The sequence below is a fragment of the Patescibacteria group bacterium genome (assembly GCA_041659905.1).
Lineage (GTDB): Bacteria > Patescibacteriota > Kazan-3B-28 > Kazan-3B-28 > UBA10110 > UBA10110.
The window spans coordinates 213,269-234,165 of record JBAZXK010000002.1; the positions used below are offsets into that span (position 1 = coordinate 213,269).

Here is a 20,897-nt window from a genome sequence, read left to right on the forward strand (position 1 = left end):
AAGAAATGCTAGAAGTTAAAAAAGCTGTTCTCGAGAATCGCTTAAGAATCGATGTCGTGCCGATGAAATCAACGGAAACGGTGGCTGTGTTTATTAAAGCTCGGGCCGGTTCTCGTTATGAGGGCGATAACAACAGAGGGATTGCTCACTTTTTAGAGCACATGTTCTTTAAAGGGGGCGATCGCTATCCGACTCCCCGCTCGGTGGCGGAAGCCGTGGATGGCGTGGGCGGAGTTTTTAACGCCTTTACCGGCAATGATACGGTGGGTTATTACATCAAGGTCGCCAAGGAGAATATCGAGCTAGCTTTCGATGTCTTATCTGATATGCTGCTCAACTCTAAGTTCAAACAGGACGATATCGACCGAGAAAAAGGGGTAATTATCGAAGAATACAATATGTACCAAGATAATCCCCGCTCGGTTTTGGCGGATGAGTTTCAAAAACTAATGTATGGGGACCATCCCTTGGGCAAACAGATCTTAGGCGACCTAGATTTTATCAGAAAAGCTACGCCCAAGGATTTTATTGATTATCAGAAAAAATTATACTCTCCTGCCAATATTGTGGTGGGCGTAGCCGGAAATACTACCTTGGCAGAGGTGAAAAGTCTGGTCAATAAATATCTCAAACTAGATAAAGGTGGTAAAAAAAATCTTCCCTTGCCTTACACGACTCCTAAAACATATAAAAATCGGCTGAAAGTTATTTATAAAAAAACTGAGCAGGCGCATTTAGCGATAGGAATGCCCACCTTCGGCGGTTTAAACCCCGATAGATACGTTGCAGACGTGTTAGCGGTGATTCTGGGCGACGGAATGAGTTCGAGGCTGTTTACGAGCGTTAGAGAGCGTCACGGACTAGCTTACTATGTGTGGGCGAGTCACGATATGTATGCCGATGCCGGAAATTTTGTGATTGGTGCCGGTGTTACCATTAAAAAAGTTGATTTTGCGATCAAATTAATTTTAGACGAGCTCACAGAAATCATGGCCTCCCCGGTTCCGGCTCAAGAACTCAAGAAAGCTAAGCAATCTATCATTGGGCACATGGCTTTACGCTTGGAAAGTTCAGATACGGTTGCCAATGAGATAGCTTATCAGGAGTTGTTGTACGATAAGGTCGAGTCATTAGCTGAAGTTAAACGGAAATATCGGGCGGTGACGGCGGAAGAGGTGCAAAAACTAGCCAAAAGGATCTTCCAAAAAGATAAGATTCTGTTAGCCGTGATCGGGCCGTATGCCGATAAAGAGAAATTTGCTAAGCTGATAAAGTAATAATCTTTAAACATAAGAACTATGCAAGACATGATTGAACGAACTTTTGCCATGATTAAGCCCGATGGAGTGGCGCGCGGCTTGACCGGTCAGATTATTACTGATTTTGAGCGCTCCGGACTAAAGTTAGTCGGTTTAAAGATGTTATTGCCAGAGCGTAGTCTGGTAGAAAAGCATTATTCTGGAGACAATGCCTGGATAGCTAATCTCGGTCAACGCACTATGGATGGTTGTATAGAATTAGGGATGGATTTAGCTAAGGAGTACGGCACTACCGACACCTTAGAGTTAGGTAAACAAATCAAGGAATGGTTGATCGACTATATCTGCAGTGGTCCGGTAGTGGCTATGGTCTGGGAAGGCATGGTCGCTGTTTCTAATGTCAGGAGGTTATGCGGAAATACCATTCCCAATAAAGCTGAACCAGGTTCCATTAGAGGTAAATATGGGTTAGACTCGGCTATCTCAGCTAATTCGCAAAAACGGCCCGTATTCAATATCATCCATGCCTCAGGCAACGCAGAAGAAGCTGCCACTGAAATTAAATTGTGGTTTCCTGAGTTGGTTAAGTAAAAATTTATCCGCTATCCCCTATTTTACCGTCCTAGATTGTCGCCGAACAAGGGCGGCAATTTGATTTATTGACTTTAACAAGAGTGTATGTCAAAATCTAACTGCGGTATTTTTTTGGTTATCTAATAATCAAATTACCCAGGGCAAACGCCGAAAACTCGGGTTAACTGAGTTTTGACCCAACATTGCGTTTCCCGCTTATAGCTTTTGCTCCTTAACACATTAATCTTGTATACAACAGCTGCTAGGATTGATATCTTAGCACCAAGCTGTTTTATAAGGGAGAGACCTGGGAGCCAGTTTAGTTTGCCGCAGTATATGCGCCGAACTTGGAGTAGATTGTCGATTCTCATATGGTTAAGCTGTTCAGGTCAAAGACATGCCTCGGTCTCTCCTTTTTTCTTTTCATCTCTAGTCCTTACATTCAATCCGTACCCCCCTGGCTTTAAAAGTCAGGGGGTTTTATTATGTCGAAGTCAGCCATATCGAAAATAAATTCTCGACCAAAGAATTATTATATAAACAGTTATTGTTTACCAAAGCGGATCAAGGATAGTCAGTTTCTCAAAAACTGGTTTTTTAGGCTATTTCGACAGTGGATAACCACCTCACATGGGGTGCTAACCCCACATTAAAACACAGCTCTAGTGGCGGAGTTTTGGGTTGACATGCCATGCTAACCCCCATTTCAAAAATTTTTCTACACCTAAGAGGCTAAAGATATTTAGACAGTTGTCTAAATATAGGGTTGATAGGGCATGTGAGGTACCTAGCACCCCATGTTAACCCTAACGGCCTTTGGGTTGGTAGGCCATGTTAACCCAAAGAGCTAAAATTGCTTAACTACTATTTATATATAATATATAGAGCTATAGCGCAAAATAGGCGATTGGTATGTCAGTAAATATTGACCGGGGTTAACAACCCATGTTAACCTCAAAGTGGTAGGGTTAACATGCCATGTGAGGTACCTAGCACCCCATGTTAACCCCAAAGGGCATTTTTTGGATCATTCATAGGAGAAGAGTGTTGGGGTTGGTAACCCATGTTAACAAGTTAGCACCCCATGTTAACCTCAAGGCAAAAATGAGCCATAGTAAATAACTTTTAACCTAACATGCCATGCTAACCCTCGAAAAAGCCCAAGAAATGGTTGATACAGCAACTGAACAACCAAATTCAGTAAAAGAAGCTGCTATTACGGTTGTTAATCATGTGTCAGAAAATAATTCTGGCACGGTTGTGACAGATTTTCATACTGGATCCACCCCTAGTGTAGACGGAGACTTGCATTCATTGGCCGAGGTAACCCGGCTTTTAAAGATATCCGAAAATCGCCTTCGCCACTGGGAAAAGTCCTTCAATCAGGTGTTGTCTAACCACCGTAATCAGTACAACCATCGGATGTTTACGGAGGCGGATGTAAAAATACTCGAGCGCATTAAATTTTTGCAGGATTCCAAGCTTTATACCAAAGAGGGGATTGTAGCTCGGTTGAACTCTAAACTCCGAGACAAAGGAGGTACGGGGACTGTCAATGCGGCAGAAAAGCAGTATCAACAAAAGCTGTTAGTGGCGCTCAACACCTTAGCCACAGAGATAAAAGGGTTGCGTCGGGAAGTACGTGAAGATCTAAGAGGGGATTTAAAGAAAGAGTTGGATCACCTTACGTTGTTGCTATTTCCTCCTCAAAAGGAGAGAAAGTGGTACCAAATCTTTAAGAAGTAAATAAGTTCCTCCCCTTACCGAGGGGAGGTTAGGGGAGGTGGGAGTATATTCCATCCCTTTGATTTTGTAAAATCAACAAACTCATTCTTTCGCTACCACTTTGCTCGTCTTTGGTGGTAGCACCGAAAGGACGGCCAAGTCGTCGGGATGATGAAAGGGCTAAATTTCTAGGTATTTTTCTGGCCAAACTCGGCCGATAGCCTATCGGCCTCAAACATGGCCTCACCCTTAGAAATTTAACTCCTATCCTTATCATCCCTCCTCCAATGGCTTAAGGGAAAACACTCCAGCTCCAATGCTCGGTCAGGAGAAAAAACGCTCAAGTTCCAAGGTCTGGTTATGGGGAAAGAAGGAGGGAATGAGTAACGTTTGAATAAAAAACCAGGCGCCGGGTAGGCGCCTTTGTTCGGTTAGGTACGATTTGTCCTGTTGTTACAGCTTACTGCTGTCTTTTTTCTCTAGAAAGGTAGCCAGGTCACCTATTCTTGCCTCCGATGGATACAGCAGCTTGGAGATCATCGTCCGGACGTCGTCGACACTGGTCAAGGTAAAATCTGAAAAATCTACAGTAACTCCAGGGTCGATCCAGCCATGGTCGGCCAGGGCTTCAATCAGAGCTGACATGTGTACTTCGTTGGTGAGATCAAAGATGCCGATGAGGTAGAAAGCGGGTTTACCGCTGTTTACAGCTTCTCCGATGATGTATGTTTCGGATACATCATCCATAACAGAAGCATAGTAGGTGTCGATCGTGAAGGTTTCTTCTTCCAGGTCAATGATGTCAAACACTGATCCATCTGGCCTCAACGCCTGGTATTCAGGGGCATCCGACACAAAGATCAATACAGGTAGTGGCAGTTCCTCTTTTGTTTCTCGAGAGGCGAACTCCGCTATAATCAGGTTGCCAAGGTGCATAATTGTGCACCTCCCTTTCTTTGATTTGAGATACATCCGAGGTCATTTCAGATGACCATCAGGAATAATCTAGTCTAGCACAGGAAAAATGCTTAAGCAACCCTGTTGTTAGCAGTATAATAGCAGGAGTGTTAATATCGGAGTTATGGCGAAGCAGTTAAAATTATTCGGGAAACCAACTAAGAAGACGAAATCTAGCGTTAAAACTAAAGGTCGCCCCGATGTCCCGAACCCAAGGGTTTCGGGAAGCGGGGCCAATGTCGCAAAGCGACATTGGCATTGGACGGATTATTTTGTGTCCAGTCCACTTAAAGTTACTCCTAAGAAACAGCGGAAAGTTTCCGTGGTTTTTGTGATGATGAGCGGGGGAGTCGATTCTTCGGCCACGGCCTATCTCCTAAAAGAGCAAGGATTTGAGGTGGTGGGAGTGTATATGAAAAATTGGTCTTTCCCGATCAAGCGGATTCAGGAGTGTCCGCTGTACCAGGATTATAAAGATATGGTCAAGGTGTGCAAATTCCTCAAGATTCCTTATCAGGTCTGGAGTTTTGAAAAGGATTACCGCAAACGGGTAATTGATCCGTTTTTTGTGGGTTATCAGGAGGGATTAACTCCTAATCCGGATGTGATGTGCAACACCGAGATTAAATTTGATGATTTCCTGAAAAAAGCGTTAAAGATGGGGGCGGATTATATCGCCACTGGCCACCATATCAGGAGTCGTTGTGCCGATCCCAAGTCTTTTAAACTCCTTTCTTCTGTCATCCCGACAACTTCTTCTGTCATCCCGACAACTTCTTCTGTCATCCCGACCGGAGTGGAGGGATCTAAATCTGGCGTGAGAGATTCCTCGATTTCACTCGGAATGACAAAAAGTAAAGCTCGGAATGACGGCAACAACAAAATCTGTAAGGATTACCAGCTTTTAAAGGGCAAAGACCCCATTAAAGATCAAACCTATTTTGTTTACCGGCTTACCCAGGAACAGCTCAAGAAATGTATCTTCCCGGTAGGGGATTATGTCAAAACTGATCTTCGGGCCATGGCGAAAAAGGTAAATTTGCCGACTGCCGAGCGGCGCGATAGCCAAGGCATCTGTTTTATTGGGAATATTAATGTGAAATCCTTTCTGAAGACTAAACTACCCGAAAAAGAAGGGGATATCGTGACTAAAGAGGGCAAAAAGATCGGTAAACATGAAGGGGCTTGGTTTTATACGATTGGACAAAGGAGGATTGAAGGCCTGTCTGGCATGGTGAAGCCAATGTATGTCATCGGCAAAAACATGAAGAAAAACCAGGTGATTGTAGGTGATGACAAAGATACCTACAATAAAATCGCTCGGCTATCCAACTTCCATTTAATTAATAATAAAACCGTTAAACCGATCGATTTGATGGGGATTATCTTAACTGCTAAATCCCGCTATACGCCGGAAACCAGTCGAGGCAAACTGGGTAAAGACAAAAAGGGTTACTTTTTTGAATTTGTGAAGCCGGAACGAGCCATCACCCCCGGCCAATCCCTGGTTCTCTATAAAGGCGAAATTTGCCTGGGCGGCGGTATTATTACTAGTGCTAGATAGAAAAACCGCCTCCATGGAAGGAGGGGTTTTGTGGCGATAAACGCCAATAACTTATGCGTGCACTCTGATAGTGGTGTTACCCTGTATCACGATTTCGTCAACGCATTTGTTGCCAGACCCACTAGGACAATCGCTACCAGTATCGGCCAGAAGAGTAAACAGTACGCCATGGCTTCCCGGGGTCTGAATTTATAATCCGATGAGGATAAAATGCATGCCATGTCTTCAGCCAAACATTCCCAGAAAAGTGAAGGGCTGACTGTGTCTGCGTACCTATAGTCACATAGGGGAGGCAGTGTGAGTGCACAGGCAACGCCAGCGATAAGGTACAACATTCCTATTATTATTCCGCTTTCAATCATTATTGGTCTCCTTTCATTCGCGGTATGACTTATTTAAATCATAGGAGCCGATGTGTGTCAACTTTGCAATATAAGAGGTGATATTGCTTTTTTGACATGTTTTGCGTATAATCAGGTGGACAAAATTTAAGATTTACGCATCCTTAATGGCACCCAAAATGTCAGATAAGTCATATTGGAATTATCCGCTCCCAGAGCTGATAATTTATGATGTCTGTAACAAATTGGACGGTTCTATCGTTATATCTAACGTAAGAGTTTAATGCCCATTTCAAACTTACATCCTGCATCTACAAAGACCCCCGAGCACTTAGTGCTTCGGGCAGCCAAGGGTGACAACAAGGCCTTTGGCGCCATTTATGAACTTTGGGCAGAACATATTTACCGCTTCGTTTATTTAAAAACTAGAGACGAAAGTAGCGCTGAAGACATTACAGCCGAAGTTTTCTTAAAGGTTTGGAAGGGGATTAAAACTTTCAAGCCGAAAGCAGACACTAAATTTTCCACTTGGCTGTTTGCCATCGCTCGAAATAGTGTGATCGATTACTATCGCACCACGCGCCAAACTATCCCTTTCGACAATTTACCAGAATTGGTTGATATCGAAGGGGAGGTGGATTTGTACCCGGAACGAGGTCGGCTCCAGCAAGCGTTGGAAGAACTTAAGCCGGAATACAAACAAGTTTTGGTGCTGCGGTATGTCGAAGATCAGCCCATTGCCAAAGTTGCCCAAATTATGAAGAAAAAAGAGGGCAATGTTCGTGCTTTGACGCATCGAGCTCTTCAAGAGCTCAAAACACGTTTATCTTAGTCCAGACTCGCTCTGCTCTAAAGCAGAGGTAGCGATTGCGCCGAGAAGGGTTAGGAAACTGGGGGAATTCCCGTTTGTCATTCCGACCGCAGTGGAGGAATCTCATGAGATCCTTCGACTCCGCTCAGGATGACGGCGCAAGGAATACGCCGTCAGTTAATAATTTATCAGATATTAAAGAGCTTATTAAGTTAATAAGCAGTTATTTTTATTAATAATTCTTTCTGTCATTCCGACCGTAGTGGAGGAATCTCATGAGATCCTTCGACTCCGCTCAGGATGACAGATGTAAGGTAATATGTCTTCTGTTAATTTTGAACAACTAGAAGCTGAGCTCCGTACCCTAGGTGAAAACAAGGGGATTTTAACTACTAATAAAAAACAAGCTATCCGCGACCGGGTTTTCCAATCTATTGGGCAAGTTGAGTTAGCTGATGCCATCGCGACCGGAGAAGCCAAAGCCGGATTAGCAGTGTCTTTGAAGCATCTGCAACAAGCGCTGATCCCTCATCGTTTGTCTTTTTCCATGCCAGTCACTGCCGCTGTGGTTATGGTGGTTTTCTTGGGTTCATTAGTAACTGGGGTAGCTGCTCAAAGTTCTCGGCCGGGTGATGTTTTATTCGCCATGAAAAAAGTTTTTCAAGCGATTGAAATAGCAGCGGTAGCAGATCCGATCAAGAAAGCGGAAGTTAGCTTAAATATCGCAGGTGAGCGGTTGCAATATCTCGAGGAATCCGTGGGACAAGAAGAAGCTTTACATATTGTATTAAAAGAAAGTCAATCAGCCTTAGTCAGCGCCAAAGAAACCCTGAAAAAAGCCCAGGAAAGCGGAGACACGGCTAATGCCACAGCTTTATTGGATAAATTTAATAGTTTATTAGCCGATCAAAAGGTAATTTTAGAAGATATTGAAAAAACTACCCCGAGTGATGATGTGAAACAAACAATTGTAGCCATCAGGGATGTCATTGCATCTGATAAAGAGATTGAATCTGGAAAATTAACAGAATTATCTGACAAAAATGCGACTACAACGGGTTCTATAGTGCCGAAAGCAATTACTAAACCCAATAATCAACCACTGACATTGAATATTGCTTTAAGTGGCTTCCAGACACTAGCGGGACGTATTAGTACTGCCGGTGGACAACCCACTATCTTCTTTAATGGTAACCAATACGTCATCATTGTGTCATCCCCTGTGTCGATGGACCAATATATCGGTTCTAGCAATGTGGCTTTGAGTGGAGTAGTCAAAGATGGGTATTTCACAGTTTATCGGGTAGTCATTAATGGTACAGTTTTAGCTGATATTATTCCTCAAACAACCAATCCAGTTAGCACAGATGGAAATCCAGAAAATTCTAACCAATCTGATCAGCCAGTCAACCAGGAATAACACTCGTTTGTCATCCCGACCGTAGCGGAGGGATCTGAGGTTTTTACTGTTAGATTCCTCGACTTCGCTCGGAATGACACTTCAACTTAACAATTTAACCGAATCTGCAGGTTTGGACCGAGAGCAATACACGCATAAAATTTCGCGTCAGCTCAGCTTACAGATGAACCTCTAGGCAGCTTGAAGGCATCAATTGAGCCTTTAAACGCCAGAGTCAAACTCCAAATAAAAGCACTTATTAATTAATTCGAAAGAACAAAATATACATGAATAATGCTTTCAAAAAGATGACGCGGGCAATTGCTTGGTTGGCAACAGCCAGCTTAACCGTGGGTTTCGCTATGATGCCCAGTGGTGCAGTTGCTCAAACGGTCTATAAGTATGAATGGGTCCGCCAGAGTGGCACCATTAGCGCAGATCAGTTAGCTCATGAATACCAAGGGGTAACCGCGGGCCAAACTATTCCTCTGTCGTTAACGATGATTAACCGGTCTGGCACAACCATCAAAGGCAAATCGGCTTTGCCGGTTGGCACCAAGCAAGTTCCGGTCGGTGTCTGGGGCATTGGTACTCAGAACCCACAGGACGGCACGCCTTCCTTCTTAGATTTGTCCAGCTTTGTGCTGAACAATAACCGGTTTGTTTACTATGACGGAGCCGATGTTCCTAACGGAGGTGAAATTACCTTCACTTGGAATATTAAAATGGCTGCGAGTCTCTCTAACGGGACTTACAAATTATATGTAAGACCAGTCAGTGAGTTCTTGGCCTGGACTCGTCAGGTCAAGAATGGTATCACTTTACCGGGTACCAATTCTGATATCTTCTGGCAGTTTGTAGTGGGCAGTGGTGTTTCTACTGCTCCTACTGGCGGTTTGTCGATCGTTTTAGCGGGCGACACCCCAGCTGCTTCTAGCATTGCCGATGCCGGGCAAGCTAACTTCACTAAATTCACCATGACCCCTGCATCCGGAGCCACTGTTTTGGTTAATCAGCTCTTTGTGATGCGTGACGGTCTTTCTACTGATACTCAATTAGAAAATGTTAAGCTGTTAAATGCTGACGGAGTACAAATTGGGAGTACAGCTGGTGGATTTAATGCTGATCATCGGGCTCAAATCTTTATCAATCCAGCGTTGAGTTTAACTGGTTCGCAGTCCTTCTATCTAAGGGCCGGAGTGGTTAACGCTACTGATGCTGGAGTTACCTTTAGATTAGGTCTTGCCACTAACGATGCGGTGGTGTCTAATGCCACATCAGTTACTGGTGCACCAGTCTGGGGTAACTTTATGACGTGCGTACAGGTAGCCATTGGTACTATTACTGTCACGGAAGATGGTTCTATCTCTGACAGCACCCCAGATGTGGGTGATAAGGATGTCATTTTGAATACTTTCAAATTGACAGCCGGTTCTGTCGAAGGATTTGTAGTTGACAGAATTACTGTCCTCAAGGCTGGTACTGCCGAAACGGCCGATGCTACCAATATTGAGTTGTGGGATGTGACCAATAATAAAAGCTTGGGAGAACAAGCCGCTTGGACATCAGATGGTAAAGCTTCTTGGGCGGTCAATCTTGCCTTAGGCAAGGGCGATACCATTCGCTTACGGGTACAAGCAGACATCGTTGACGGTGTCGGCTTAACCATAAACTGCGACATCGCTGATGGCAGTGATTACTTGGTCTTCGCTAGGGGCACAACCTATGGATTCTACGTTACTCCTAGTGCTTCCTGGACAGCCGATGCTGGCACAGGTGGAACTAACAATGCTGGTCAAGGTGACAAGAACCAAACCATTAACTCAGGTTCCGTCACCGTTTCCAAGAGTGCTCTCACTCCCGCCACTGGTAATATTGCCATAGCTGATAGTCAGCTCCTGGCGGTATTTGCCTTTGACGTTAAGGGTGAGCAGGTCAGAATTAGCGCGGTGCACGTTGATGCAGCCGTGACTGATGTCAGCGCTGGCACTCCAGCGGCTGATGCTACCGATCTCACTAATGTTCGTTTAGTTGATATGGCGACCGGAAATATTCTGTCTGGACCAGTTGATGGTACAGCAGACAGTACTGATCCGGATGAGGAATTAGACTTTACTAATACCTTTACTTTGCCAGTCGGCGTTAGTAATGTTGGCGTAAAAGGTCGTTGGGTGCTGCTTCTGGAACTGATGGTTTTGAAGCTACTGACACCCTTTCCTTCTCGATTGATGCTGCTGGTCAGGTATCCGTTAAGGGTATTATTACCAACAACACAATTACTCCTACCATCTCTGCTGCTTCTAGCAACACCTTGACTGTCAAGGCAGGGTCAATGACTATTGAAACCTTAGGCCAGCCGGCTACAGGAAGTATAGTGGTCAATACTCAAGATATGGTAGTAGGTACTTATGCATTCAACGCGGTAGCGTCAGGTGAAGACCTGATCGTATCTGCCTTCACCGTAACTGACGATATGGATGCAACTACTGGAGAAAGCGACGACTTTGTCAACTGGCAATTGTGGGCCGATTTAACTTCTGGCACCACTTCTCCTCGCGGAGATGTCTATGAAACGCCAATCTCTGGTACGGAAAATCCGACCAGTGATGCTGCTGACAGTACTGATACCCAAGCATTCACCTTCACTACTCCTATAACCGTGCTTAAGGGCACGAGTGTAAGAGTTGTGTTAGTGGCTGATGTGGCTTCTGGTGCAACCGCTAATGGTACTCATATCTTTGAGACTGCTAGCGCCACTTTTGCTACCGTAACCGGGAAAGATACCGGAACGGATGTCGCTGAAGGTAGTGCTGGTTTGTCAATCAACGCTACTTTGACGATTGCCGCCAATGGTAGTTTGACCAGCGCATTAGCTGCCAGCACTCCTGTTACTGGTCTCATGGTGGCGAGCGCAATCACTACTTTAGGGGCTTTTGATCTGATTGCTTCTAATGAAGCCTACACAGTGACCAAGCTTTCCTTGGATTTCACAGCTGGTTATGACTCATTGGATACAGTAAAAATCACTTATCCAACCAAGACAGGAACAGATACTCGCGAAATCTCACTTTCCACTGCCGCCGCTACCTTCGACAACATCAACATGTATGTGCCGAAGAACGGTCGCGCTACCTTCACTGCTACTGGTGTTGGTAAAAAGGTGGGTACTAGTGGTACAGGCGGAACCTTCGACGACACAATTACTTGTATCTTCGACAACTCTGCTGCCGGCGAATTTGCGGCAGTGGGAGAAGGCTCTGGTGCTGCCTTAACTGGTTCGGATATTTCCGATCAGACGGCTGCTAGTATGTTCCTCTATAACTCAGTTCCGACCATAGTTTCGAGCAATCCTTCTTCAGTCGGAACCATTGTGCCGGGCGGTACTATTAACTTGTATAAGTTTAAAGTTACTGCCGACGCGGCTGGTGCTGTGGCATTGAAGTCGTTCCACTACTCAGTCTTCATTACAGATGCGAGCACGACGACGGCTTCCGCTGCGGATTTGACTAACTTTACCATTCTTCGGGATGGTACGGATATCACTTCCAGCGCTCAAATCACTGAGGTGTCCAGCAACGGTTCTAGCTTTATTGCTACTCCGTTGACTTTGGAAGCGACCAACTACATTGAAAACAACGTTTCGGCTTGGGTTCAAGTAGCGTTTGGTCAAGATCCTGACGGTACTGACACTGAGCAGGTTATATCTGCGAACCAAACTGTGGAATACACCTTACGGGCACAATGCGGCACTGGCTTTACCACTACCGATGCGATCTCAACTAACTTGTTGCAAGATACAACCGATGCCACCGCTCTGGCTTACTACCTGAGCGATGCTGATACTGGCACTGGTGTTGAACAAGTAGTTGCCTTGCAAAAGGCTGATGGTACCCAGTTCACTACTGCGACTGGTGTTCACTTGATTTGGTCAGATCGTTCCACTGTCATTCATGTAGCGAGCTTTGATGACGATGGTACTACCGAAACCTCCAGTGCTGACTGGACCAACGGTTACCTAGTCAAGAGCTATCCGTTATCGGCTTATGGTTATACGCTTTAAGGCGCTAAACTATTTGTTGATCTTCTGGTAGTTCAGATCATTGCCTGAAATGCAAACCGAAAGGGGCCTCGTACGAGGCCCCTTTCGCATAGAAAATATCTGGCAGAATAATTAAAAAATCAGGTATAATGGAAAGGAAATTTATTCTTAATTAGTACGGTTATGTGGAGAGAATTGGTAACAGATTTTTGGCGCCGGTTCTGGTGGGGACTAGTCGGCATTATCGTGATTATAGGCGGAATTATTTGGCTGACAACTTATGTTGGGACAGTAGAAGTTAGTGGTTATCGGGTATCGCAAGCCGATGCTGAAGCAACTAATTATTATGCTGCCGGAGAAATTGATCAAGCCCAAGCTGCTTACGAAACCATCACCAAGAATCATCCGAATGATTGGTTTGCTTGGAATGGTTTAGGTAATATCTACCGGGATAAAGGTCAATACGGCTCAGCTGAAATAGCTTATCTAAAAGCATTGAAAATTAATCCCCAGTTTGAGCAAGGTTATCGCAATATTTATAATCTTTATTATGCTTGGTCTTCTCAGGATGCAACACAGCTCAGCAAAGCAGAGCCAGTATTATTGGATGGTATTAAATATTTGCCAAAATCGGAAATTGTACTAGAAGAAATCCTAAACTATTATCAAAAAATTGGTAATCAAGAACAATTTACCTTTTATCAAGACAAACTGAATAAATTACGCGGTGCTATTGATAAACCAACTGGAGTTAACTTTGAATAATTCTTAGTGATGACGAAACAGCAGTCTCATTGGTGGCAGTTGACTAATCAATCTTGGCTGACGGATTTAGCCGTTTGGGTGATTTTATTGATGCCATTGATAGTTTATACAGGAATATATCAGCCTTTCAGTTTTGGGAGATATGCGTTTTTTATGCTGATTTTGGTTGGTTTGGCTCTAGGGGTGCTGGTAGTCCGGGTCTGGCAACTTAATTATGCTTGGTGGCGGCAACCGATTTTTTGGTTAACCTTAGTCTGGCTCGCAGTTGCCATAATCGCAGCTTTCAGCGGAGTTAATTTAATTCGGAGTTGGTGGGGGACAGTGAGCCGCGGTATGGGCATGGTTTTCTTTGTCGGCTTATGGTTGATGGGGTGGTGGTTACTGTTAGCAGTAAATCAAAAGGAGCGTTGGCTGAAAATCTTTGCAGTCATGAGCTGGGTCGGCGCTATCTCCGGTTTTTATGCCATACTTCAAACTCTAAAAATCCCCGGTCTGTATATTATTGCTTCTGGTGCGAGAGCGGCCGCCCTGATGGGAAATCCTATCTTTCTCGGGCAATTACTGCTTTTCACTATTTTTTTGACTTTATATTTTGTGATTAGCGCCACCCCGCGTCAACGCTGGGGTTATATAGTTAGTTTGTTGCTGCAGATTATTGGCATAGTTTTGACAGCTTCCCGAGGTCCTTTATTAACTCTGGCAATAGCTGGTCTTATTTGGGGGGTGGGAATTTGGTGGTTGTACCGATCAAAACTGCGCTTGAGTTGGCGAGGATTGTGGGGAGGCTTAGCGGCGCTCGTAGCCGTGGCAGTAGCTGTTATTTATCTGTTACCCGCATCCAGTCTGGCTAGAATTTTTGATATTTATAATACCTCTATGCAAGCCCGGTTAGTTACTTGGCGAACCGCTTGGTTGGCTATTCAGGACCGTCCCCTGCTCGGGTTCGGTAATGAAAACGCTTGGTACGCTTTCACGCATTTTTATCAACCCGGACTGGCTGATCTAAGTTTCGGAGAAACAATTGTTGACCGGGCACATAATTTTTTCTTAGATCAACTTTTAGCGAATGGCTGGATCGGTTTATTGGCAGCTGGTTTGGTATTCGGTTTTATTATTTGGGGGTTGTGGCGTTATTTCAGAAAGCAGGCTGATCAAGGTAATTTTACTTCAGCTTTATTGGGATGGTCGCTGTTAATTACTACTATGGCTTATTTGTTGGCAAATATGACAGGTTTTGATACGGTCGCCACAACCATTTATGGTGCCATATTGTTGACCGGCATTATTGCCCTGTTAGCGCCAGAATTAGTCCCAGTTGGTCAAATTCAGTCAATCTGGTGGTGGCGCACTATCATAGGAATTTTATTGATTAGTTTAATTTTTATTGACGGTAAATATTTGGTTCCGGCAATGCGCATTGGGCGGTATGTTAAAACCGCCAATTCGGCTTATGAAAAATCTGATTACAAGGCAGCTGCCAAAGCTTTTGCTAAAGCCCAAGAAACCATCAATCCTTATCGCTGGTCATTCTTAACTAATTATCCTAGTTTTGCTCGTAAGTATGCCATTTTATCGCTTGAAGATAATCCTGCATGGGCTGATAGTATAGCCACAGATGGGTTGCGGGTAGTTAATAATATTAAACGGCAAGAGCCTGACCGCGTAGCTGTATTTATGGAATATCCGATTCTCTATACTGCCCTATCTTTCCTTGATCCTAGATATGCTCCGAAAGCCGAAGAATCTTTCAACGAATTAGTAAAAGAATTTCCCAATCATGAATATATTTACCTGAATTGGGCAAGATCATTAATGGGGATGAGTAAATATCCTGAAGCACGAAAGGTACTCAATCAATTAGAAGAACGATTTAAATTAGTGCCCCGATCATTTACTTTTTGGCGAGCATTAACTGATATCCGATTGACGAGCTCTAATCGTCAACACATTGTCAATGATCTGCAAACTACCCTTGATCGCAAAATGCCTTTTGCCGATGGCGATCAGGATATTTTGCGCTTAGCCACGTCTTATTTGGTTAGTGTCAAACAATGGCAACTAGCGGTACAATATCAGGAGAAAATTGTTAAATTATCGCCTCAGGATGTGGCAGAAAGACTTAATCTGGCCGTTATCTATAAGGAATTAAAAGATTATAGTAAAGCCAGGGAGCAGGCGCTAATAATTATTAAACTAGATCCTAGTAAATTAGAAGCGACTAAACAATTTTTGCAGAGTATGGGTCAGACATTGTAACAAAAAAGTGATACGATAAAATCGATGAAGAAAACTCCATCTTGGATAACGAAGTTCGGTATTCACCAAATAGTAGCAGTTGTTTTAATATTGGCGATAGCCGGATTTTTAGGCACCCAATGGGCAGGAGGAAAGCTCAAAGCAGCCACCACTTCTAACTATATTCTGACTGTGGCGCTTACCGACGATCAACCAGCTGCTTTGTCGCAAACGGACGAAAATCAAAAAGTAGCCCAGTTTCGGTTAACCACGGATAGCCCAGAACCCGTTGTTGTCTCTGCTTTCAAGTTTAATCTAACAGGGGGCATTAAAAACAAAGTCTATCGCCTAACTACTTTAGTGCCACTGTCTATTGTTTATGGATCAGACCCGATCGGTTTAGGTGAATCTTGGATGTATGATTATGGTCTTCTTGAGCAAACAGTGATTTTGTCTAAGAATCTAGCAGTAGCCAAAGACCAGCCCGCAGTCATAGATGTATACGCCGATTTGACTCGCCAAAAAGACCAGGCTTTTGGTTTGGAATTAGCGGGGGTGGATAGCCCCTTGCTCACCGAAGGAATTCCTGTCCAGAGCACTCTCTACAAAATCAAAAGGTAAACCTAAACTTATTTTTGGACAGTGCCTGGCTGGGTGCGGTATTTGGTGACTGCAATCTTTGCAAAATAAAAACCGGCGAATTTCGCCGGTTTGCGGGTTTAAAAAGAGGTTGCCTGGTAGCTGGTCTCACTTAGGAATAAAACCACCGCAGGTATTCCTGGAACTCGGGCCAGGTCGCCACATCGCCCGTTTCCTGGTAGCGGATGATTCGATCAACTTCTCCCTGGAAGAGGTCTATGGGAGTTTGGTCATCCGCCGGGATGATCTTGAAAGGACTGGCATCCGTTGTCATGGGGTAAACCCTGACAGTAGTATGCAGTCCTTTTTTGATCAAACTGGCCAACAAAGTCAAATACGCCCGCGCTATATGGTAGGGGGGAGCCAGCAGAAATAGGCTCCCTATTGCTCTTTCGGCAATTTCTTGGGCCAGCCATTCAGACTGCGTCTTACAGTTGGCAGTCGGCCCTTGAATAACAACTGTGAGATCGTCCCGGTGGCGCAGATTATACGGTCTTGTGCATAGGTCGTCCAGTGCGAGAGAATAATCTTCTCCGTATTCTGCTCCGTACCCTTCGATAAGTAGGGTATCAATATTGAGGCTGACATCAAACATATTCGGGAAGCCATTCGCCATACGGCAGGCTGCCCGCAGGCGAGATTCCTCCCGCCGCCCCATGACTACAGCTAATGTGCGAGGCAGAGGGGAATGTTCTCGCGGTTCCATGCTAAACAAAAAAGTTACTATTTTGGTAACGTTCAATAGACTCTCTAGGTCCATGATCGGCACCTCCTTCAGGTGTTGGGTTTTTTGAGCTAAAAGTCAGAGAACAAAACGAAACGCTAATTTACCAGAAATCGACTGCCGAGTCAAGCTGAGATAACAGTAGCTTGACCAACCCCGTCAGGCTATATAGAATAAGATACTATTACTAAAGAGTTAAAAGTAATGTCCAAACTGAAAGTCATCACCTTTATCGGGACTCGGCCGGAAATTACTAAGCTGAGCCTGGTGATAAAAAAGCTAGATGCCCTGCCGGATGTCCAACAGATCCTGGTTCATACCGGGCAGAATTTTGCTCCCAATATGAAAGATGTATTTTTTAAGGAATTGGATTTACGCCAACCGGATTATTATTTGGATGTGAAGGCCGATACGCTGGGGCAACAAATCGCTAATGTGATTGCTCGCTCCGAAGAGGTGCTCCGGAAAGAACAGCCGGATGTATTTTTGATTCTGGGTGACACCAATAGCGCCCTGTCTTCTATTATGGCGGCGAGATTGGGTATTCCCATTCTTCATATGGAAGCGGGTAATCGGTCTTTCGATGCTCGGGTGCCAGAAGAAGTTAATCGGCGCATGATAGATCATATTAGCACCTGGAATTTCCCTTACCGCGATTATCCGAGAGAAAATCTTCTGCGCGAGGGTATTAACCCGGCTAAAATCTTTATTACAGGCGATCCTTACATCGAAGTATTAAATCATTATTTGCCGTTGGCTAATACGGATGTATTAGAAAGGCTTGGGATAGTTAAAGGACAATATTTCTTAGCCACTACTCATCGCGAAGAAAATGTCGAGAACGAAACGGCACTCCGGAATATTGCCAATGGACTGGCACTGGTCGCGGGGGAATATAACCAACCGGTAGTTTGGAGTTTACATCCGCGGACTTTAGTCAAAGTGCAAGAGCTAGGTATTAAACTGCCGGCTAATGTTAAAATTATGGAGGCGATGGGCTTTATGGATTTTCTGACCTTAGAAAAAAATGCCAAATGCCTAATTAGCGATAGCGGCACCGTGCCTCAAGAGGGAGCCGTCATGCGAGTTCCTTCGGTAGTGATCCGTCAAGCTATGGAGCGGCCGGAAGTATTGGAATGCGGCGCTACGATTTTAAGCGGCGTAGAAAATCCGGAAGCAATTCTTCGGGCTGTCCACACGATGCTGACTATTCCGGCTAATTGGCAAATACCCTATGATAACGAAGGTAGTCCTTCGGATCGGATGGTAAAATTCATTATGTCTTATAAGCAAAAACTGTATTAAAATTTAAAAAGTTAACTTCTCGCTTCGTTCGAAGAATAAAATTATTATTGTTCGAGCAAAAGCGAGAACTATCAAGAAACTAACAAATGAAAGTATTTATTACCGGTATTACAGGAACTTTAGGCAAAGAACTGCTGAGCCGGTTTTATGATCAGTGGGACATTACCGGCTATTCTCGCGACGAATTAAAACAAGCCCAATTGCAACGCCAGTATCCCAATGTGACTTATCGCATCGGAGATATCAGAGATTACGATGCGTTGCATCGGGCTATGAAAGGAGCGGATGTAGTGATTCATGCGGCGGCAATGAAGCGGATCGAAGTCTGTGAAGAAAATCCAATCGAAGCCATTAAGACTAATGTGTTAGGCACGGAAAATGTGGCCCGGGCGGCTTTTTATCATGGCATTACCAAGGCGGTGACGATCGGCAGCGACAAAGGCGTTGATCCGGTGAATGCTTACGGAATGACGAAAGCCCTGCAGGAAAAAATCTTTATTTCCTACGGCTATAATTGCGTGCGCTACGGTAATGTCTTCGGTAGCCGCGGCAGCGTCGTGCCGCTGTTTTATCAGCAGGCGCAAACAGGGGAACAACTCACCGTCACGGATCCAAATATGACAAGGTTTATCTTAACTATCGACGAAGCCATCAATTTAATTATGTTAGCGCTCAATAGCCCGATGCGGGGCGATGTGTTTATCAAAAGATCGCCGGCGGCTCGGCTGATTGATATTGCCCACGCTTTTTCCGATAACGTAAAAGTGATTGGCAAAATGCGAGGCGAAAAATTGCATGAAGCCTTGGTCTCGTCCGAGGAATTTACTCGGCTGACCGAAGCTGAAAACGGTTTTGTAGTTATTGGCAAGGAATTAGTCAGAACGGAATACGGCACTGCCTATACTTCCGACCGAGAACGATTATTGTCTGTGCCAGAAATTCAACAATTATCTGCCAAAGTTTTAGGCGTATCCCAATATACCGAAACTTTTACCATGGCAGCGCCTCAGCCTGTTTCGGCTGTGTCTAAGAAAGAATAATGGTTGTTAATAAACCTAAAGTGGCTATTTTGGGAGTTACCGGTATGGTCGGCAGCTCGATTTATCAAACCCTGCAAGATAAATACGATTTGGTATTGGTATGCCGGAATAAAGAAAAATTAAATTTGTTGGATCAGCGCTATGGGGGAGTCGGTCAGCATTCGATTTACCAATTGGATGTAAATAATATTTATCGGGAATATCTCAGAGATACGGCGAAGGGAGCGCTCTTAAGCCCTACTTTGACTAAATTAGTTAATGAATTATCGACTTGTGATTGGGTAATTAATGCCCTCGCTATTATTACGCCTTATTGTGAAATTGATCCCGGTTTAACTTTTTTTATCAACAGCGCTTTTCCGCACCTGTTAGCCGAAACACTGGGCCCTAAGCTTATTCACATGACTACCGACTGTGTGTTTAGTGGCTCCACAGGCGCACCTTATGATGAGGTGGCTCCCAAGCTCCCTCCCGACATTTATGGGCTATCTAAGGCTCTTGGGGAGCCCCAGAAGGCCCTTGTCATGAGGACTTCGTTCATCGGGCTCGAGTTAACTGGCAATCGCAGCCTGCTGGCTTGGTTGATTAGCCAAAGAGGCAGAACCATTAATGGCTATACTAATCACTGGTGGAACGGTATTACTGCGCTAGAGTTCGGCCATATTTGCCAAAAAATTATCGATCGCGAAATTATGCCAGAGCCTGGCATCTACCATGTTTTTTCTGAAGATATTACCAAGCACGATTTATTAGTGAAGTTAAATCAGAAATTTAATTTAGGTTGTACGATTAACCCGGTGGCGGCACCTTTGGCGATCGACCGCCGGTTGCGCACAATCAAAAATCTGAATCAACAACTCCAGATTCCATCATTGGATGCTATGATCGCCGAACTTGCGTCATCCCAAAACATATAACTGTCATCCTGAACTTCCCACTTCCGTCATCCTGAACTTCCCACTTCCGTCATCCTGAACTAGTTTCAGGATCTCCCGAAGAGGTCTTCCCACTTTGGGTTGTTACTCTCAATTAGATTAATCTTCCACTCCCGATGCCAACGCTTTAATTGCTTCTCTCTTTGAATAGCTTCAGCAATAGTTGGGTATTCTTCCGAGTAAACTAATTTATTGAGATTGTATTTTCTCGTGAAAGAATCTGCCTGGCTGATCAAGTGTTGTTCTGATCTTTTCATCAGTTGGCTAGTAACACCGATATACAAGATACCCTTTGGCTTATTGGTGAGGATATAAACATAACCTTTCTTCATAACCCCATTATAGAGATCCTGAAATAAATTCAGGATGACGAAAAGGAGATATCCTGAAATGTAGAGAAATAAATCCTGGACCCTCCTACACTGAAACTACGGACGGGCAGGCAAGTCAGGATGACGAAGTTAGGGATACTTCGTCAGTTTAGGATGGCTGGTTAAGGGAAGATTGACTGATCAGGAGTTTTTTGGTAGATTAGCAAATTCAAGTTGTTTATTGAAAAATCAAAATCTGCACTGATTCAGTGCGA

17 protein-coding genes are annotated in these 20,897 nt (G+C 44.4%); 14 read left to right on the forward strand and 3 right to left on the reverse strand.

What is annotated here, in order from left to right; all coding sequences use genetic code 11:
* Window positions 1-5 precede the first annotated feature (5 nt).
* The 3 genes from WC805_02965 (at window position 6) to WC805_02975 (ending at window position 3,578) form a co-directional block, all read left to right on the forward strand.
* The gene (locus WC805_02965; GenBank protein ID MFA5967445.1) at window positions 6-1,277 is read left to right on the forward strand and encodes a pitrilysin family protein; all 1,272 of its coding nucleotides are present in this window, start codon (window positions 6-8) and stop codon (window positions 1,275-1,277) included.
* Window positions 1,278-1,298: 21 nt separating this feature from the next.
* Entirely contained in the window at window positions 1,299-1,850 is a 552-nt protein-coding gene (locus WC805_02970) for a nucleoside-diphosphate kinase (GenBank protein MFA5967446.1), read from the forward strand.
* A gap of 1,122 nt (window positions 1,851-2,972) precedes the next feature.
* Window positions 2,973-3,578, forward strand: coding sequence for a MerR family transcriptional regulator (locus WC805_02975; protein ID MFA5967447.1), 606 nt, complete (start codon window positions 2,973-2,975; stop codon window positions 3,576-3,578).
* A gap of 432 nt (window positions 3,579-4,010) precedes the next feature.
* On the opposite strand, the gene WC805_02980 is transcribed toward WC805_02975, so the two are convergent.
* A complete protein-coding gene (locus WC805_02980; protein MFA5967448.1) occupies window positions 4,011-4,493 on the reverse strand; it encodes a hypothetical protein in 483 nt (160 codons plus the stop codon).
* Between the two features lie 145 nt (window positions 4,494-4,638).
* On the opposite strand from WC805_02980, the gene mnmA reads away from it, so the two are divergent.
* From mnmA to WC805_03020, 8 genes are all read left to right on the forward strand, one after another.
* Entirely contained in the window at window positions 4,639-6,078 is a 1,440-nt protein-coding gene (gene mnmA, locus WC805_02985) for a tRNA 2-thiouridine(34) synthase MnmA (protein ID MFA5967449.1), read from the forward strand.
* A gap of 624 nt (window positions 6,079-6,702) precedes the next feature.
* Window positions 6,703-7,251, forward strand: coding sequence for an RNA polymerase sigma factor (locus WC805_02990; GenBank protein ID MFA5967450.1), 549 nt, complete (start codon window positions 6,703-6,705; stop codon window positions 7,249-7,251).
* A 298-nt stretch (window positions 7,252-7,549) separates the two neighbouring features.
* Entirely contained in the window at window positions 7,550-8,650 is a 1,101-nt protein-coding gene (locus WC805_02995) for a hypothetical protein (protein MFA5967451.1), read from the forward strand.
* A 266-nt stretch (window positions 8,651-8,916) separates the two neighbouring features.
* The gene (locus tag WC805_03000) at window positions 8,917-10,944 is read left to right on the forward strand and encodes a hypothetical protein (protein MFA5967452.1); all 2,028 of its coding nucleotides are present in this window, start codon (window positions 8,917-8,919) and stop codon (window positions 10,942-10,944) included.
* Between the two features lie 17 nt (window positions 10,945-10,961).
* Window positions 10,962-12,689, forward strand: a complete 1,728-nt coding sequence (locus WC805_03005; GenBank protein ID MFA5967453.1) for a hypothetical protein — start codon at window positions 10,962-10,964, stop codon at window positions 12,687-12,689.
* Between the two features lie 162 nt (window positions 12,690-12,851).
* On the forward strand, window positions 12,852-13,433 hold the full coding sequence (locus WC805_03010; protein MFA5967454.1) for a tetratricopeptide repeat protein: 582 nt from the start codon (window positions 12,852-12,854) through the stop codon (window positions 13,431-13,433).
* Between the two features lie 9 nt (window positions 13,434-13,442).
* Entirely contained in the window at window positions 13,443-15,689 is a 2,247-nt protein-coding gene (locus WC805_03015) for an O-antigen ligase family protein (protein ID MFA5967455.1), read from the forward strand.
* Between the two features lie 24 nt (window positions 15,690-15,713).
* Entirely contained in the window at window positions 15,714-16,289 is a 576-nt protein-coding gene (locus tag WC805_03020) for a hypothetical protein (protein MFA5967456.1), read from the forward strand.
* Window positions 16,290-16,419: 130 nt separating this feature from the next.
* On the opposite strand, the gene WC805_03025 is transcribed toward WC805_03020, so the two are convergent.
* Window positions 16,420-17,067: a hypothetical protein gene (locus tag WC805_03025; GenBank protein ID MFA5967457.1), complete on the reverse strand. Its 648-nt coding sequence runs from the start codon at window positions 17,065-17,067 to the stop codon at window positions 16,420-16,422.
* Window positions 17,068-17,235: 168 nt separating this feature from the next.
* On the opposite strand from WC805_03025, the gene wecB reads away from it, so the two are divergent.
* The 3 genes from wecB (at window position 17,236) to WC805_03040 (ending at window position 20,293) form a co-directional block, all read left to right on the forward strand.
* Entirely contained in the window at window positions 17,236-18,336 is a 1,101-nt protein-coding gene (gene wecB, locus WC805_03030; GenBank protein MFA5967458.1) for a UDP-N-acetylglucosamine 2-epimerase (non-hydrolyzing), read from the forward strand.
* A gap of 86 nt (window positions 18,337-18,422) precedes the next feature.
* On the forward strand, window positions 18,423-19,376 hold the full coding sequence (locus tag WC805_03035) for a polysaccharide biosynthesis protein (GenBank protein ID MFA5967459.1): 954 nt from the start codon (window positions 18,423-18,425) through the stop codon (window positions 19,374-19,376).
* Entirely contained in the window at window positions 19,376-20,293 is a 918-nt protein-coding gene (locus tag WC805_03040; GenBank protein MFA5967460.1) for a sugar nucleotide-binding protein, read from the forward strand. The genes WC805_03035 and WC805_03040 overlap by 1 nt, the downstream gene beginning before the upstream one ends.
* 65 nt (window positions 20,294-20,358) lie before the next feature.
* On the opposite strand, the gene WC805_03045 is transcribed toward WC805_03040, so the two are convergent.
* The gene (locus WC805_03045; protein ID MFA5967461.1) at window positions 20,359-20,643 is read right to left on the reverse strand and encodes a GIY-YIG nuclease family protein; all 285 of its coding nucleotides are present in this window, start codon (window positions 20,641-20,643) and stop codon (window positions 20,359-20,361) included.
* Window positions 20,644-20,897 lie beyond the last annotated feature (254 nt).

What these genes read in the sequence shown, in the direction of transcription:
- WC805_02995 (MFA5967451.1), top strand. Translation starts at nt 7,550, where the DNA reads ATGTCTTCTGTTAATTTTGAACAACTAGAAGCTGAGCTCCGTACCCTA.
- WC805_02970 (MFA5967446.1), top strand. Translation starts at nt 1,299, where the DNA reads ATGCAAGACATGATTGAACGAACTTTTGCCATGATTAAGCCCGATGGA.
- WC805_02965 (MFA5967445.1), top strand. Translation starts at nt 6, where the DNA reads ATGCTAGAAGTTAAAAAAGCTGTTCTCGAGAATCGCTTAAGAATCGAT.
- WC805_02975 (MFA5967447.1), top strand. Translation starts at nt 2,973, where the DNA reads ATGCTAACCCTCGAAAAAGCCCAAGAAATGGTTGATACAGCAACTGAA.
- WC805_02990 (MFA5967450.1), top strand. Translation starts at nt 6,703, where the DNA reads ATGCCCATTTCAAACTTACATCCTGCATCTACAAAGACCCCCGAGCAC.
- mnmA (MFA5967449.1), top strand. Translation starts at nt 4,639, where the DNA reads ATGGCGAAGCAGTTAAAATTATTCGGGAAACCAACTAAGAAGACGAAA.
- WC805_03040 (MFA5967460.1), top strand. Translation starts at nt 19,376, where the DNA reads ATGGTTGTTAATAAACCTAAAGTGGCTATTTTGGGAGTTACCGGTATG.
- WC805_03010 (MFA5967454.1), top strand. Translation starts at nt 12,852, where the DNA reads ATGTGGAGAGAATTGGTAACAGATTTTTGGCGCCGGTTCTGGTGGGGA.
- WC805_03015 (MFA5967455.1), top strand. Translation starts at nt 13,443, where the DNA reads ATGACGAAACAGCAGTCTCATTGGTGGCAGTTGACTAATCAATCTTGG.
- WC805_03020 (MFA5967456.1), top strand. Translation starts at nt 15,714, where the DNA reads ATGAAGAAAACTCCATCTTGGATAACGAAGTTCGGTATTCACCAAATA.
- WC805_03000 (MFA5967452.1), top strand. Translation starts at nt 8,917, where the DNA reads ATGAATAATGCTTTCAAAAAGATGACGCGGGCAATTGCTTGGTTGGCA.
- WC805_03025 (MFA5967457.1), bottom strand. Translation starts at nt 17,067, where the DNA reads ATGGACCTAGAGAGTCTATTGAACGTTACCAAAATAGTAACTTTTTTG.
- WC805_03035 (MFA5967459.1), top strand. Translation starts at nt 18,423, where the DNA reads ATGAAAGTATTTATTACCGGTATTACAGGAACTTTAGGCAAAGAACTG.
- WC805_03045 (MFA5967461.1), bottom strand. Translation starts at nt 20,643, where the DNA reads ATGAAGAAAGGTTATGTTTATATCCTCACCAATAAGCCAAAGGGTATC.
- WC805_03005 (MFA5967453.1), top strand. Translation starts at nt 10,962, where the DNA reads ATGACTATTGAAACCTTAGGCCAGCCGGCTACAGGAAGTATAGTGGTC.
- WC805_02980 (MFA5967448.1), bottom strand. Translation starts at nt 4,493, where the DNA reads ATGCACCTTGGCAACCTGATTATAGCGGAGTTCGCCTCTCGAGAAACA.
- wecB (MFA5967458.1), top strand. Translation starts at nt 17,236, where the DNA reads ATGTCCAAACTGAAAGTCATCACCTTTATCGGGACTCGGCCGGAAATT.